This window comes from Limnothrix sp. FACHB-881, from assembly GCF_014698135.1.
Lineage (GTDB): Bacteria > Cyanobacteriota > Cyanobacteriia > CACIAM-69d > CACIAM-69d > CACIAM-69d.
This window is the reverse complement of the sequence record NZ_JACJSN010000010.1, coordinates 70,322-85,446: the sequence shown is the minus strand read 5'-3', so window position 1 is coordinate 85,446 and position 15,125 is coordinate 70,322. Positions and strand designations below refer to the sequence as shown.

Sequence of the window (15,125 nt, the reverse complement as noted above, 5' to 3'; positions counted from 1 at the left end):
CTGAAAAGCTGTGACCCAAAATTACCTATAATCTTGAGACTCTATTGATTAAACATCTGAATTGGCGACGCAAATGTCGGAACCCACCATGGCAGCGGATGAGCGCCACCTCGATCGCCCATTGAATTCAACTTCAGAAGGTGCGGATTTTACGCCTAAGCTGATTGTGATTGTGGGGCCAACAGCTTCGGGCAAGTCTGCCTTAGCGATCGAGCTAGGGCGCTTTTTGAGTTCCGTCATTTTGGGAGCAGATTCTCGCCAAATTTATCGCAATTTTGATATTGGAACTGCTAAGCCATCGTTGAGCGATCGCGCGGTGGTTCCCCACGAGTTAATTGATATTTGTGATCCAGTTGAGGTCTTCACGGTTGCTGAATTTCAGACCCAGGCAAATCAACTGATTAATCATTATCATCAACGTCAAATAATTCCCCTATTGGTTGGAGGAACCGGACTTTATATTAAGTCTGTGGTTCGAGGGTTACGCATTCCCCAAGTGCCACCCCAGCCAACCTTGCGATCGCAATTAGAGCAACTGACTCGCCTCGATCGCCGCCAACTTTTGTTGACTGTTGATCCTGTTTCTGCCCAGCAAATCCATGAGCGTGATGATGTGCGAACCATCCGAGCACTGGAAGTTTTTTACGCCACAGGTCAGCCGATTTCTAGCTTGCAAGGGGAAGCTCCCCCCGCTTATCCAATTTTGCAAATTGGTCTAGACTGCCTCGGTGCTAAAAGTTTAGATGGACTGATTGCTAGCTTGCGATCAACTAATGATTCAAACGATTCAAAGAGGGCGATCGAGCAACCCGATCATTCCCAAATTCATCCTCAAAATTCTTCTCGTAAGCTACCTAGAAAGCACGGAAAAGAAAAATCAGCCCCAGATGAAAATGATCGGTTATGGCAGCGAATTCAACAGCGCACTCGTTTGATGTTTGAGCAAGGGTTTGTGGAGGAGGTTCACCAGTTAGTGGAACTTTACGGTCAAGACTTGTCCCTATTTCAAACCTTGGGCTATCGCGAAGTGTTGCAAGCAATGAATGGCGAAATAACTTGGACAGAAGCAGAACAGTTAACCGCTGTTCATACTCGCCAATTTGCAAAACGGCAGCGAACTTGGTTTCGGGCAGACCCTAACATTCATTGGTTGGATGCCGATCACCCAAGACTCTTAGAGATGGCTCTAGAATTGGTGCAAAATTTTTTGAGTGACAGTAAAAAATTCGATCAAAATTCTTGGTTAAGTTGATGTCAAAAATAGACTAAAAAATGACAAGATGCTTCATCAAATCAATCAAAAATTGACTAAGAACCAATTAAGATTTAACCAAGCCAGTAGGTTGGGTTGAGGTACGAAACCCAACAACAGTAAGATTCGCGGTGGTCTGAAAACTAATCAAGGTTTAACCAAGAATCATATCAATAGCTAATCAAATTTCTGAATTTTTCTTAGGAAGACGATAGCCTTGGCTCTTGAGAAATGGTGTAAGTAGTTTGGATAATTCCTTCAATGTTATTACTTCGATCCAGACTAGTACAGTCAAGGGAACCTGGTGCAAGATGATTAGCTTCTGGATTTTGAGATTCCGGAAGCTCGCTCCAATTTTGAGGTAAAGAAATATGGAAAGTGCTGCCCTTTCCTAGTTCACTGGTAACCCAAATTTGTCCGCCATGCTGCTCCACAATCCGACGACAAAGGGTTAGGCTAACACCCAGTCCACCGCGCGATCGGGAGTCGGAGGAGTCCACTTGATAGAAGGGTTCAAAGATTTGCTCTAGGTCTGTGGGAGGAATGCCGCAGCCATGGTCAGTGATATGAAAAATCACATCCTGCGGCGAAAGGGTGACCGCAAATCCTAAGACTGAGCCAGGGGATGAAAACTTGATTGCATTATCTAAAATGCGATCGAACAAATCTAAAATGGCATCGGGATCCGCCCAAACAGTTAGATCGTTGGGAATTGAATAAGTAATGGATAAATTTTGAGCTTGTAATCGATTGACCACGCGATCGTAGGCTCGATTGGCCAAATCTTGAACCCAACAGCGTTGTTTGGCCAGGCTTTCGGTAGAGGCTAAATCGGCCAATCGTAACACCACATCAATCGCTTGCCCCAGCCGTTCTGCACTTCGCAGGGCCACCGCAATTAATTGTTGTCCTTGCATGGATTGCAAATCACAACGCCCCGTGGCCAAAAGCTTAATTGCACCCTGCAAAGAGCTGAAGGGGGTGCGTAACTCGTGGCTCACGATCGAGACAAATTCATCCTTCATTCGTTCGATCGCCTTGTATTGGGTAATGTTGCGACACATCAGCCGCACACCATCACCCAACTTGCAGGCATCCACTCGAAACCAACTGTTCAATCGCCGATCGAACACCTCGCGCGATTGGTTGGCTTCCTCCGTCACCACCGGCAGCAACCAGGTGAATAACTCTTGGCTGGCCCTTGCCGCCTGCTCCACTTCCGATTCGCCCATCACCACCGGCTCCGCGCTAAACGGCACGGCCGCCCGTGCTCCCGGATCCGTGCCATGGGCCAGCAAACTACGCTGGGCCAGCACCGCCGCCGAGCAGCCCGTTGCCCGCTCCGCCGCCGGATTCACCAACCGCCACTGGAAATTCACCACCCGATCCCGGTCATCCCGCATCACCTGCAACACCGCGATCGCGTCCGGCGACAGGTTCAGCACATCCATCAAAAATGATTGGGAATCCGCTAGCCGCAACTCCGCCTGTTTCCGTTCGATCGCATAGCGCATCGATCGCACCAACAGCGTGGGCGAAATTTCCCCCTTAATTAAGTAGTCTTGGGCCCCCAACCTCAGGGCATCAACCCCCGCCTGCTCATCACCCGTTGCCGTCAACACCACCACGGGAATCGTAGGTTGGGCGGCCTGAAGTTGGCGCAGCGTCCCCAGCCCCACCGAATCCGGCAACGACAAATCCAGCAACGTCACATCAAAACGCTGCTGTCGAATGCAAACCAGCGCCTCTGCCAAGGTGCCCACCGCCACCAGATCAACCCCCGACAGCAAAAACTCCGCCTTCCGCAGCATGAGTTGCACAAGGCGAACGTCGATCGGGCTGTCTTCAACCAGCAACACCCGGGGCGAAAACAGCGAGGTCGATTGGTTGAGCAAGGGATTGCCCTGAGATGCAGAATCAGAAAACGTCATACGCCCGACTGTTTGGGCCTGGTACAGCACTTGCAGAGCCACATAAGTTGCACAGAAGCAGCAGACAACATCGCTACCCGAAAAACTTTTGAATTTTAACTGCGATCGACAGGCTCTCTAGTTCATCTTATGCGTTCCCCTGAATTGTCCCCATCGTTTATTGCCTGACCCGCAATCCGATTCGTGATGAGAGCCACCCGATTCGCAATCGCCGAACCCTGGTTTCACCTTTCTTTCAGATTCAATTTTATTTGCAGAGGGAGATGAGATGCACCTGATCAGAGACGGATTTGAGCGTCTCCTGTCACCCAGCCACAGAGAATTGATTCGGTATTAACAGAGAATTTAACAAAAATCTGATGAATGAAGCAGTTAAATCAAGCACTTTGGTCTGGAGGATAGAGGTAGCTCCAAATAACAAATCGCTCCATGGCAATGTTTGAATTGCAACGGGATCGCGACATGACCATCAAGCCTTCAACTACACCCGCAATTACGACAGTGCAACCGCCATCGTTTATACCATCATTACGCGAAATTCCGTGTTAGTCATCAGGGAAATACTTCGCACGGGGCCCTTGTCGCGACCTGTTATGGGCAGGTCACCCTCAATTTCCCCAAGCAACGGGCGGCTTGTAGAACTTATCCGGTCTTCCCCTCCATTACAGCATTTGAACCCTCCCGCCGCTCGGGATTTGTTTGATCGCCCTGAAGTTCACCATCATCCGCCCCGATCGCTAGTTCAATTACCATCAGTCCATCCCAAAATAGTTTGATTTTTAAATCTCCTTAAATAAATCACTTATAATAAATTCCGTTAGGTATCTAATCGGATGTTTGGCTAATTCCGATCCGTCAGGATCTTGTCTGTATGTTGCTCGCGCTTGGGTCGCAAAATTTGTTCAACAACCTTGGAAACTATCTTGAAAACTATTTGTCATGTAAATTGATCATTATTAAAAGAACTTAACTTGAATTTTTATTCCAAGCATCCCTTTAAATTTGCAACATCAGATCACGATTTTTGATTTGTATCAGCTCTTAGCTCATTCTTGTCAGAAAACTTGCCAAGGATCAAAACTTGATGGAGTGCTATCAATTCATTCTTGATTGATTTTGAGTACGTCTGCTTTTGTGAGCTTTTTCCAAAAAAGATTGAAAATCATATCTTTTCAAGAAATTTTTAACAATAAATATCAAAACAAAGTTTGAAAAATCGCAAAAATATTCAAAATAATTTCATATTCTGAATCGAACATTGATCGAAATTGCTTGATAAAGGTAAAGAGAACTTGAGGTGTTCAGTTAATCTAAAAAATGCCTCATATACCTATGAAATTTCGCGCAATTCTCGACTTTTTCACCTTTTCTGCCTAGTCTGGCATTGAACAGCGGTGGATCCACGATACCTACTAGAGCGAGTTTGGATAATGTTTCTCATTTCTGACTCAGAGTTATCGCCCAGGGCGATCGACTTACCCGAACCAAACCCATTCGATTCCCCTTCCCCCGCTCTTGCAACGGCCTCCTTGCCCGCCCACGCGCCCGCTAACCTACCCGCTAATTTGTCTGCAAATCTGCCCCCAAATTTGCCCCAAAGTTTACCCACAAGCAATCACCTCAATGCCAAAGATCATCTGAAAACTACCGCTAACACAAACAGCAATACCAACATCAACACCAACAGCAACACCAGCGTTTCTCTGGGGTACGAATTGCGGGCTTCCCTCGCCTCAATTCACGGGGCCCTGCGACTGCTCACCAGGGATCAAGACTCGGTGACCGACCCCAACGCACGGCGGCTGTTGCGAATTGCCATGTCTAACACGCATCGGTTGCTGAGTTTGGCCGTTGCGATCGAGGGCGAAACCCAACAACCCAACGTCCTGACAACCGCCGCGATCGAGCGCCTAAGGCTGGCCAACGAACTGCAAGGGGCGGCTGAGCGGGGAGAATTTGTGCTGGTTTACCAACCTGTGATTTGCTTAGTCAGCGGGCGCACTGTGGGCTTGGAAGCGTTGGTGCGCTGGGAACATCCCTCCCGAGGATTGATGCAGCCCAATAGTTTCATCGAGATCGCCGAAAGTAGCGGTTTCATTGCTGAATTGGGCCTGTGGGCCATTCGGGAAGCCTGCACCCAGCTTCGTCACTGGCAGCGGACGGGGATGATTGACTCAAATCTGTGGGTTAGCGTGAACCTTTCCCCTTGCCAATTGTTGGAACCGAACCTGCTGGGGCAGTGCGAAGCCATCTTGCGCGAAACGGAATTACCCCCCCATTGTTTGCACCTGGAGCTAACGGAATCCGTTGCTTTGGACTTGGGCATGGATGTGCTGGCAATTTTGCAAGGATTCCGGCAACTGGGCATTGCGATCTATGTGGATGACTTCGGCACGGGCTATTCCTCCTTGGCCCGACTCCATGAGTTCCCGATCGATGCGCTGAAGATCGATCGCTCATTCATCCTGCGGGAGCAGTGGGAAATCGTGCGAATGATTGCCCTCCTGGCCGAGCACTTGGGAATTCAAATTGTGGCCGAGGGGATTGAGTCGGTACACCACCTGCACACGCTCCAAGGCTTGGGGTGTCAGATGGCCCAAGGATTTTTAATCTCGCGCCCTTTGGATGCGGCGGCGGTGATTGACTTCATTCAAGATCTAGACTCCTAGGAAATCACGATCTGACGGATTGAGTCACTCAGTAGCCAATTTAACTATCAACTCATCTAGTCAGATTTGCCCAAAAACCGAATAACCAGCAGCGGCTACTGGTCTATGGGGGCGTTCTTTAGCTGTTGCTGGCAAGTTCACCAGTTACAAATTCACGGCCTATGAGTTTATCATTCGCGGCTGTCGGTTTGGAAGCATAAACACAGCCCCAGCAGCTATTACAAACCTAATTATTGAAACTGTGCACTAGATCACATCCACGATCGTCACTTAGCTCCTAATATAGCTACCGTTTATGGAATTGGTGTTCAGCCCTGCTGTAACAATGAAGGTGCAACTATTGTCTAACGCATCACTCTCTGATTGTGCATTGTTGCTCTCTATGATCTTCACCACCGGGCTACTTCCCAATCTCTTAAGAGTTTTGCATCAAGTCTGAACACCAACCGAGTCACTGCTCAGCCGAGAGATTAATCCAGAATTCAAACCGAAAACTCTATTGGATAAGAGTCAAAACTGGTTTGAATTCAGTATTAACACTTAATGATCGAGAGTTGAAATGATCGCTCTTGGTATAAACCTGGCTGAGTCATAGGCTCCGTAGCTGATGGGTGTTAATTGTCACATGCTGGCGTTCAATTAGTTGAACGATCGATCATCCTTTCCGAGTTTTTCACAATTTTTTCCTAAAATTTTGTGCGTAACTTGGGGTTGTTCCTGTCAAATTGACCATGCTTCTAATCAACTCTAAACGAGGAGATGAAGCTGATTAATGAATGACTGAAAATGCCTGAAAAATATCTGAAAACCATGTAATCATTTACCAAATCTTAAAGAATGGGAATGCAAATCAACTACTGAGTTAGTTTCAAGATTGATCGTAAGAGTAAATCCATTAGCTGTAAATAAGCTCTGAGAAATTCTGAGAAATTCTGGGATTGCTCTGGCGATTGATAGACCAAGAGGGATGCGCATTACTGAAATCACCTAAGATCTTCAGTTGTCTTTCCCCGGATGCAAGTCACTTCTATGAACACAGGCGCAGTTGCGAGGCACGCTATGTCAAACCAAGTTGTCGGTCTGCTATCCCTCGCGCGGGCCATCGCCCAGGTGAACCACAATCAGGTGTCTGGAACATTGATAGTTCGGCAGGGCCAAATCCATTGGCGGCTGGAGTTTCATCAGGGCAAGTTGGTTTGCACTACGGGCAGCGATCATCGGGTGCGGCGTTGGCGGCGTGCTCTGATGGGGCAACAGATTGAGCCGGCGGAATTAACGACGGGGCAGCCTCCGACTTCTTACGATCCTTGGGAATATGCGCTGTTGAGTCGGGCGGTGATGGCAGGCCGGCTAGATAGCGGCAAGGCGGAGCAGGTGTTGGCGGCGCTGACCCTGGAGGCGCTGACGCAAATTGCGACCGATACGGCGATTCGGGTGACTTGGGAGGCACGATCGAACCGGTTGCTAGACTGTGCGGCGGTTGGTTCGGGACTGCATTTGCCGGGCGATCGCCTGCAACAATTACTGAAAGATGCGCGGGACTTGAGCCAACTGTTGCCGAGCGACCGGCCGGCCCAAGCTTGGATCGATCGGGGGCTGTCGTTGGATGCCGGCATTGAGCTGGATGATAGCCGTCAGCACACTACCCTGAGCTTGCAACCGCTGTTTAATGGCCGGCGCACCTTTTGGGATTTGGCCCTGAAGTTAAACCAATCCCCTGCCATGACGGCTCGGATGCTGGGTTACTTTTTTCGGCAGCAGTTGCTGACCTTTCAGGTGTTGCCGGATTTGGAGTTTCACCCCATGCTCTCATCCACGGGTTCCGCAGCGGGTTCCGCCACCCCGGCGACTAAAGCCGAACCGCCTTTGGTGGTTTGCATTGATGACAGCATGGTGGTGCTGCAACGGCTGGAACGAATTGTGACCCAGGCGGGCTATCGGTTCTGTGGAATGCGGGATTCGGTGCAAGCGCTGACGCAGTTGATTGAGCTAAAGCCGGATTTGATCCTGCTGGATGTGGTGATGCCGGTGGTGAATGGCTATGAGATTTGTGCGCAAATTCGCCGGGTGAAGGCCCTGGAGCATACCCCGATCGTGATTTTGACCGGGCACGATGGCACGATCGATCGGGTACGGGCCAAGTTGGCGCGGGCTTCCGAGTTTCTCTCGAAGGTTTCGGATAGTGGGCGAATTCTGGCGACGTTGGAGCGGCACTTGCCGAGCCACAATTCCACCCGCCCACATCCACCCCATCCAGATCCGTCCCTGTCTGGTCGCACTGCCAATGGGCAAGATCAGGGGGCTGGCTTCAACCTGAATTCATCGCCCAGCGCGTTCAAGTCTGCTTTGGCCTGAAAGGATCTTGAAGAGGATGGCGAAAAAGCCAAACTTGCATCAGCCCCATAGACCAATCTTCATTCCAGATCCATCCCAGCCAGATCTATCCCAGTATGAATCCGGCGGGTGAGCGGTTTCTGTTGCGCCCGAATTTGCCAAGATGCGCCCAAAGTGGTTCCTCGATGTTGTTGCTGGGGGTAGTTGCTGGGAGTATGATTCCGGCATCGGTGGCCGTCAGGATTAGTGATCAGTGAGCGATCGACTAGTCATTCATGAGACCTCATGAGCCATCAGCCGTCATTCAACAAGTCATTTAACGCCCGTCCCTTGTCTCATCATCTGCCCCATCATTTGATTTTGTATAGCAAGCCCGGTTGCCATCTCTGTGAGGGATTGCAGGAAAAGTTGGAAATGGTGAACCTGTCGAGCGATCTGCGCCTCACGATCGAGCTACGGGACATCACCACCAACGATCGCTGGTTTGCCGCGTTTCAATACGAAATTCCGGTGTTGCGTTGGCTGGCGGATGGGGAATCTGAATTGCCGATTCCGCGGCCGTCGCCCCGCTGTTCGGTGGTTCAGCTCGAACAACACCTCCGGAAAGCCTTTGCCACAATTGAGCCATCCTAGGAGAGGCAACCGCCCATGGAACCCATGACTTTGCGCGAACTGCTGGCCAGCGTCTCCACAGAACTGGTGATTCCCGACCATCCGGCACTCGATCGCCCAGTGAAGGGGCTGACGACCAATTCCCAGGCTTGCCAACCGGGCGACCTGTTCGTTGGTCTGCCGGGGACTCGGGTTGATGGCGGTGAATTTTGGCCCAATGCGATCGAATCGGGGGCGATCGCGGCGGTGGTGTCGCCGGCCATTGCTGCCGCCCAACCAACCCAGCCGGCCGGGCCCTGCCTGATTGGGGCCAGGGACGTGGTGGGGGCTTGCGCAGATTTGGCGGCGGCGTTCCATGGCCACCCAACCCAGCAGTTGCAATTGGTGGGGGTGACGGGTACCAATGGCAAAACCACCACCACTCAGTTGATTGAGTTTTTATTAAAAACGGCCGATCGCCCCACGGCGCTGCTGGGTACGTTGGTGGTGCGTTGGCCGGGCTTTGAGCAAACGGCGATTCATACCACGCCCTTTGCGGTGGAGTTGCAGGAGCAGTTGGCCAATGCCCGATCGGCCGGGGCGGACTATGCCGTGATGGAAGTTAGCTCCCATGCCCTGGCCCAACGACGGGTGCAAGGTTGTGAATTTCAGGTGGCGGTTTTCACCAACCTGACGCAGGATCACCTGGACTTCCACAACACGATGGAAGAGTATTTTGCGGCGAAGGCCCTGCTCTTCCAGCCCAATTATTTGCGAGGCCGGGCGATCGTTAACCTTGATGATCCCTATGGAGCGGCCCTCGCAGCTCAGCTCGATCATGATCGTTGCTGGTGCTATAGCATTGACGACTCCAAAGCCGATTTTTATCTGAGTGATTTGAGCTATGGCCTCGATGGGGTCAGCGGCACGTTGCACACGCCGGCTGGCGCGATCGCGTTTCGCTCGCCCCTCGTGGGTCAATTCAACCTGCAAAACTGGCTGGCCGCCGCCGCCACCGGGTTGCACTTGGGTTTGGATCTCTCGGCAATGGTGCAGGCCCTGGCCCAGTTCCCCGGTGTGCCAGGCCGAATGCAGCTAGTCCAAGTGACCAATGCGCCCTTGCCCCAGGACATTAGCGCGATCGTGGACTATGCCCACACGCCCGACAGCTTGGACAATGCCCTGCGGGCGGCCCGTCCGTTTGTGCAAGGGCGCTTGATTTGTGTGTTTGGTTGTGGGGGCGATCGCGATCGCACCAAACGGCCCATCATGGGCGGCATTGCGGCCCAGGAGTCCGACTGGGCGATCGTCACTTCCGACAACCCCCGCACCGAAAATCCCCAGCGAATTTTGAATGATGTGGTGGCCGGGATTCCCGTCGCTGCAAACTACACCGTGGAGGGCGATCGCGCCAAGGCCATCCAACGGGCCATCCTGGAAGCCCAACCCGGCGACTGCGTCTTAATTGCGGGCAAAGGCCACGAAGACTACCAAATCCTAGGTACCGAAAAAGTGCATTTTGACGATCGGGAACAGGCCGAAGCAGCCCTGCGCCTGCGATTGCAAGCAACCATGGCAATTAATGAAAATTAATGCAAGTTGCAGCAGGTTGAAGCATCTGGATCGGACTCTATGGGATTCAGCGATCGAAAAATCAGGGGCGCATCCCAAGCTCCGACCCCGCCCGCCCGCGATCCATGGGCCAGGTCTGTTAAAAACTGTTAAATCTCATCCCGGAGCGCCCCCGTTTGGATTTGCCCATGATTCTGTGGAAGATTGATACCGTTTCTGCGAAGTTGCGTGAGATTCCTGTTAGTTGAAGATGACCCAGCCATTTCCCACACGCTCGGCGCAGCCCTGGCGGAGCAGTTCTATGTAGTGGATGTGGCTGAGGATGGGCAAGAGGGACTGGACTACACCCGATCGTTTACCTATGACCTGATTATTCTGGATGTGACCCTGCCCCGACTGGATGGTCTGAGTCTGTGTCGCCATCTGCGGCGGGAAAAGTATACGGGGCCCATCTTGCTGTTGACCGCCAAGGGCGAAACCGAAGACAAAGTAAAGGGTCTGGATGCCGGGGCCGATGATTATGTGGTCAAGCCTTGCACCGTCCAAGAACTGATGGCGCGGGTGCGGGCCCTGTTGCGCCGCCAGCGATCGACCGATGCGCCCGTGTTGGAATGGGGCCCCCTGCGTTTGGATCCGAGCGCCGGTCAAGTGACCTATAGCAATCGCCCCATCAACCTCAGCCCCAAGGAATACAGCCTCCTGGAATTGTTTTTGCGCCATCCCCGGCGGTTATTTTCCCGCAACGCCATCCTCGAGCACCTGTGGTCTGTGGGCGATTTTCCCGGTGAAGAAACCGTCAAAGCCCACATCAAAGGCGTGCGGCGTAAGTTGGCCCTGGTGGGAGCGCGGGATCTCATTGAAACGGTTTATGGCATGGGCTACCGGCTGCGGCCCGGGAGCGCTCAGGTACCGGAACCCCAGGATGGGGATGTGTCCCTGCGGTTACGATCGGCGCTCGATCGCGCCTGGGAACGCTTTGAAGGGATGATCTATGAGCGACTGGAATCCCTGGAGCGAGTAACAGCAGGCATTGGGGCCGATCGCCTCTGCGAAGCCGATCGCCTGCGGGCCCTGGAAGATGCCCATAAACTAATCGGCTCCTTGGGGCCGTTTGGCTTAGTGCGTGGTTCCCAACTGGCCCGCGCCATTGAAGAACAGCTACAACAACTGCAACCCTACGCCCAAGATCCCCACAGCCCTCCTGACCCCAACGGCTTCGGTTTCGCCGCCAATTCGGCCGCCACGAGTCCAACGGCCACCAATCGCCACAGCATCCTGCAACTGGCCCACCAAACCCTGATTTCCCTGGTGGGTGATCTGCGCCGCGAAATTCAAAGCCGCCAGCAAATCGAACACAATCGCCTACGGCTGGTTTATTTGGGCAATAACAGCCGCTGGTCTCAGGCCCTGGCCGCCGCTATCGCCCAAGAAGGGGCCCTGATTGACCTGGCGCTGCCCAGTTCTCCCACCACTTGGCTCACACAACCTGCCACCGCCTTGCCCAGTGTGGTAATTATGGATTGGAGCGATTCGGAGCGGGCCGATTTTCTGGCGGTATTGCCCAGCTTGCGCCAGCGCCAACCATCCCTGATCACGATCGCCCTGATGGAGCAGTTCGACCCCAATGATCTGCTGCAATTTGCGAACGAAGGCTGGGACACCGATTGGGCAGTCGATCGCCCGATCACACCCCTGATCCAAGCCCTCAGTCAGTACCAAACCGAACAACGCATTGGGGGCAATCTGCGAATTCTGGCCATTGGCCTGTCTAACAACGCCAACAACCTGGTAAGGCGCTGTTGCCAGCAACAACAATGGACGCTGGCCGCCGTTTCCCAACCCCAACGAGTCAGCGCCAGCATGGCCGCCAGCCGGCCGGATCTCATTTTGCTGGCGGCCGATAGCAGTCCCTGGGGAGGCGTTTTATGGACGAGGGCCCTCCGCAGCGAGGGATTTGGCGGGCGGCGAATCCCGGTGATTGTTTTTGCCTCCGAAGCCTCGCCCCAAACCCTCGATCGACTCTACCAAGCCGGGGCAACTGCCTGTATCCTAGAGCTTCCAAGTGCTGAGGAATTGGCGGATAGTTTGCGACAGCAGCTCATCCGAGCCAGTCGATCAGAATTGTTCAATGGCCGAGCCACCAAACCAATCAGTAAATATTAATTGGCTTTAATTGGCTTGATGAACTGGAATAATTAACTGGAATGAATTAGATTCATGGACTTGACTCAACTTAACTGAATTTAACCCATTCAATCAACTGGTTGCACTCAATTAATCAATTGGTAAATTGAGCTAACGAACTCGATTAACTCAATTTGATTAAATTCATTAATTTGATTAATTAGTTGAATGACTTGGTTAAATTAATCAATTGAGTTTGTTCGGTGAAACTGATAACCCAATTAATTAAACTGATGAACAAGGCTAATGGTGCTGCTGGCACTCCCTAAGCCAGTTAAACTGCTTGACTGAATCCGATGGCACTTGATTGAATTCCTGGACTGGCCATGGCTCTTGGGTGCATACGAAAAAAGTCCACAATTCATATTTTCTGCAATTTTTCCGCAATTCATATTTTCCTCTCCATCTCCGATGACTAAACAAGTGCTTGTTATTGATGATGAACCAGACATGCGAGAAATTGCGCGCATTGGCCTGGAGGTTTGTAATGGCTGGCAGGTGTTGTTGGCGGCTTCCGGTGCTGAAGGAATTGCCATGGCTGCGGCCCAACAACCTGACGCAATTTTGTTGGATGTGATGATGCCACAAATGGATGGCACGGCGACCTTGGAAGCATTGCAAAAAAATCCCTCCACCAGTCATATTCCTGTCATTTTGTTGACCGCCAAGGTGCAAGCGGCCGATCGCCAACGCTATGCCCATTTGAAGGCGGCCGCAGTGGTTACCAAGCCATTTGATCCCTTGGTGTTGGGAGATTCCATTTGTCAGATTTTGGGCTGGTCTTCCTAATAATTTCCAATACAGCCTTTACCTAAAATAATTGGCACGTCATATCGCAAATGCCATGAAGCAACGGTTCGGTGGGCAGTGCCCACCCTACGGGCAACTACGGACGACCGTACTTAGTAATTAAGGTAAGGGCTGCAATCCGGTTGAAATAATCAGGATCTAATTGGATCCAGCGGCTCGATTTCTAATTCAAAGGTCATGTGGGCCGAGGCCGATCGCCCGCGAAACGTGCCCGGCATGGGGGCCGTGTTTTGAGGAAAAGCGCTGGCAGCCAGGGGAATATGCCGATCGGCCGTGACCAGCCCTTGGGTGGGGTCATAGCCTCGCCACCCGGCCCCCGGCAAAAAGACTTCAACCCAGGCGTGCAGGTGCTTTTCGGGCAATTTGGGGTCACCCGCCTCATAGCCGCTGACAAACCGCACCGCCAGGCCCACCACCCGGCAAACCTCCATAAACAACACCGATAAATCACGACAGGAGCCGGTTTTGCGCCGCCAAGTCATGCCCGGTGGCATTGGGTCGCCGGTTTCTCGCTGCTGATAGCAACAGTGGTTATAGACCGTTTGGTTCAAGTCGCCCAAAAAGTCCAGGGTGTTGCCATGGTTTTTGTAAAGCAACCCTTGGGCCAACTCCCAAATGGCGGGATCGAGTCGATCGCTCCCCAACCGTTGATCGCTCAGGTAAGGTCGCACCTGGGCCAGCGTTGAGGCGGGATAGTCGAAGGGGAGCGACAGGGCCCAAGGTTCCAGCAAAAAGTTAAACGGGTTCGATCGCAGGGTTTCCACAATGCTGGTGGACTTCACATGCAAGGACTCCACCAGATCTCGGTTAAACCAACTTTGAATGACCGTGTTGCCTTCCAGGTCAAAAATATCGGCTAAACCCAGGGGGTGCGGTGACACCTGAAGCTGAAAATCGTGCAAGACCTGGGATCCATCGCAGCGGGGCCGCAATCGCAGGGTGTGGGGGCCAAGTTCGACGGGTTGGCTATAGGTGTAATGAATTGCGTGATGGATGCGATAGCGCATGGCCCGGCCTAACGAACGATGGGGATTCCATGGCCATTTTAAGGAAGTCGCCCTTGGAAGTGGGTTTTCCGAGGCGGCTTACGATCGCGCCGATCGCCCCCGACGTTTGGCCGGGCGACTTCGGGGCGATCGCGCAGTGGGTTCACCTCTGGCCGCCGAGGCTGGCTGGGAAGATTGGGCGATCGCCCGCAGGCTGGCTAGTTCCGTTGCGGTCAGAAAGCGCCACTGGCCCGGCTCCAACCCCGCCAAGGTGAGCGATCCGATCGCCACCCGCACCAAGCGCAAGGTGGGATGGCCCACGGCCGCCGTCATCCGTCGCACCTGGCGATTGCGGCCTTCGGTGAGGGTTAACTCCAACCAGGCGGTGGGCACGGATTTCCGAAACCGAATGGGTGGATCGCGAGGCGGCAGGGTTGGCTCCTCGGGCAACAGACGCACCTGAGCGGGGCGGGTTCGGTAGTCTTGAATGGTCACGCCCCGTTGCAGTTGGGCGATCGCCTGATCCGGGGGAATCTGTTCCACCTGGGCCCAGTAGGTGCGGGGATGGCCCCAGCGGGGATCGCTTAACCGGTGTTGCAGCGGCCCATCGTCTGACAGCAGCATTAACCCTTCGCTGTCCCAATCCAACCGCCCGATCGGGTAGATCTCAGGCACATCAATAAAGTCCTTCAGGGTGGCCTTGCCCTCGGAGGGGCTAAATTGGCTCATCACCTGAAAGGGCTTATAAAACAGGACGTAGCGGGCCATGGTCGGGCGGAAAAAAGGGGCAAGGGGC

The 15,125-nt window shown here is 52.7% G+C and carries 10 protein-coding genes; 7 read left to right on the top strand and 3 right to left on the bottom strand.

Annotated features, from left to right (window positions below; translation table 11 throughout):
• The first annotated feature begins 163 nt into the window (after positions 1-163).
• Positions 164-1,252: a tRNA (adenosine(37)-N6)-dimethylallyltransferase MiaA gene (gene miaA, locus H6G52_RS11150; protein ID WP_370567697.1), complete on the top strand. Its 1,089-nt coding sequence runs from the start codon at positions 164-166 to the stop codon at positions 1,250-1,252.
• Positions 1,253-1,452: 200 nt separating this feature from the next.
• Here miaA and H6G52_RS11145 read toward each other — a convergent pair whose 3' ends face one another.
• Positions 1,453-3,183 (bottom strand): ATP-binding protein, encoded by a 1,731-nt coding sequence (locus tag H6G52_RS11145; RefSeq protein ID WP_190528321.1) that lies wholly within the window; start codon positions 3,181-3,183, stop codon positions 1,453-1,455.
• A 1,430-nt stretch (positions 3,184-4,613) separates the two neighbouring features.
• Here H6G52_RS11145 and H6G52_RS11140 point away from each other — a divergent pair.
• The 6 genes from H6G52_RS11140 (at position 4,614) to H6G52_RS11115 (ending at position 13,322) form a co-directional block, all read left to right on the top strand.
• Entirely contained in the window at positions 4,614-5,852 is a 1,239-nt protein-coding gene (locus tag H6G52_RS11140; protein WP_190528319.1) for an EAL domain-containing protein, read from the top strand.
• Positions 5,853-6,911: 1,059 nt separating this feature from the next.
• Positions 6,912-8,207: a response regulator gene (locus tag H6G52_RS11135; protein WP_190528317.1), complete on the top strand. Its 1,296-nt coding sequence runs from the start codon at positions 6,912-6,914 to the stop codon at positions 8,205-8,207.
• Between the two features lie 309 nt (positions 8,208-8,516).
• On the top strand, positions 8,517-8,819 hold the full coding sequence (locus H6G52_RS11130) for a glutaredoxin family protein (protein WP_234407082.1): 303 nt from the start codon (positions 8,517-8,519) through the stop codon (positions 8,817-8,819).
• Between the two features lie 24 nt (positions 8,820-8,843).
• Entirely contained in the window at positions 8,844-10,370 is a 1,527-nt protein-coding gene (locus tag H6G52_RS11125; protein ID WP_190528378.1) for a UDP-N-acetylmuramoyl-L-alanyl-D-glutamate--2,6-diaminopimelate ligase, read from the top strand.
• 207 nt (positions 10,371-10,577) lie between these two features.
• Positions 10,578-12,512 carry a response regulator transcription factor gene (locus H6G52_RS11120; protein ID WP_158234532.1) on the top strand — a complete coding sequence of 645 codons (1,935 nt, stop codon included), beginning with the start codon at positions 10,578-10,580 and terminating at the stop codon, positions 12,510-12,512.
• 432 nt (positions 12,513-12,944) lie between these two features.
• Positions 12,945-13,322 carry a response regulator gene (locus H6G52_RS11115; RefSeq protein ID WP_099534953.1) on the top strand — a complete coding sequence of 126 codons (378 nt, stop codon included), beginning with the start codon at positions 12,945-12,947 and terminating at the stop codon, positions 13,320-13,322.
• Between the two features lie 152 nt (positions 13,323-13,474).
• On the opposite strand, the gene H6G52_RS11110 is transcribed toward H6G52_RS11115, so the two are convergent.
• Both H6G52_RS11110 and H6G52_RS11105 read right to left on the bottom strand, forming a co-directional pair.
• On the bottom strand, positions 13,475-14,350 hold the full coding sequence (locus H6G52_RS11110; protein WP_190528315.1) for a transglutaminase family protein: 876 nt from the start codon (positions 14,348-14,350) through the stop codon (positions 13,475-13,477).
• A gap of 78 nt (positions 14,351-14,428) precedes the next feature.
• Positions 14,429-15,097 (bottom strand): pseudouridine synthase, encoded by a 669-nt coding sequence (locus tag H6G52_RS11105; protein WP_099534951.1) that lies wholly within the window; start codon positions 15,095-15,097, stop codon positions 14,429-14,431.
• Between the last annotated feature and the right edge of the window lie 28 nt (positions 15,098-15,125).

Coding starts and splice junctions, on each gene's coding strand:
- H6G52_RS11145 (WP_190528321.1), bottom strand. CDS start 3,183: ATGACGTTTTCTGATTCTGCATCTCAGGGCAATCCCTTGCTCAACCAA.
- H6G52_RS11140 (WP_190528319.1), top strand. CDS start 4,614: ATGTTTCTCATTTCTGACTCAGAGTTATCGCCCAGGGCGATCGACTTA.
- H6G52_RS11135 (WP_190528317.1), top strand. CDS start 6,912: ATGTCAAACCAAGTTGTCGGTCTGCTATCCCTCGCGCGGGCCATCGCC.
- H6G52_RS11125 (WP_190528378.1), top strand. CDS start 8,844: ATGACTTTGCGCGAACTGCTGGCCAGCGTCTCCACAGAACTGGTGATT.
- H6G52_RS11115 (WP_099534953.1), top strand. CDS start 12,945: ATGACTAAACAAGTGCTTGTTATTGATGATGAACCAGACATGCGAGAA.
- H6G52_RS11110 (WP_190528315.1), bottom strand. CDS start 14,350: ATGCGCTATCGCATCCATCACGCAATTCATTACACCTATAGCCAACCC.
- H6G52_RS11105 (WP_099534951.1), bottom strand. CDS start 15,097: ATGGCCCGCTACGTCCTGTTTTATAAGCCCTTTCAGGTGATGAGCCAA.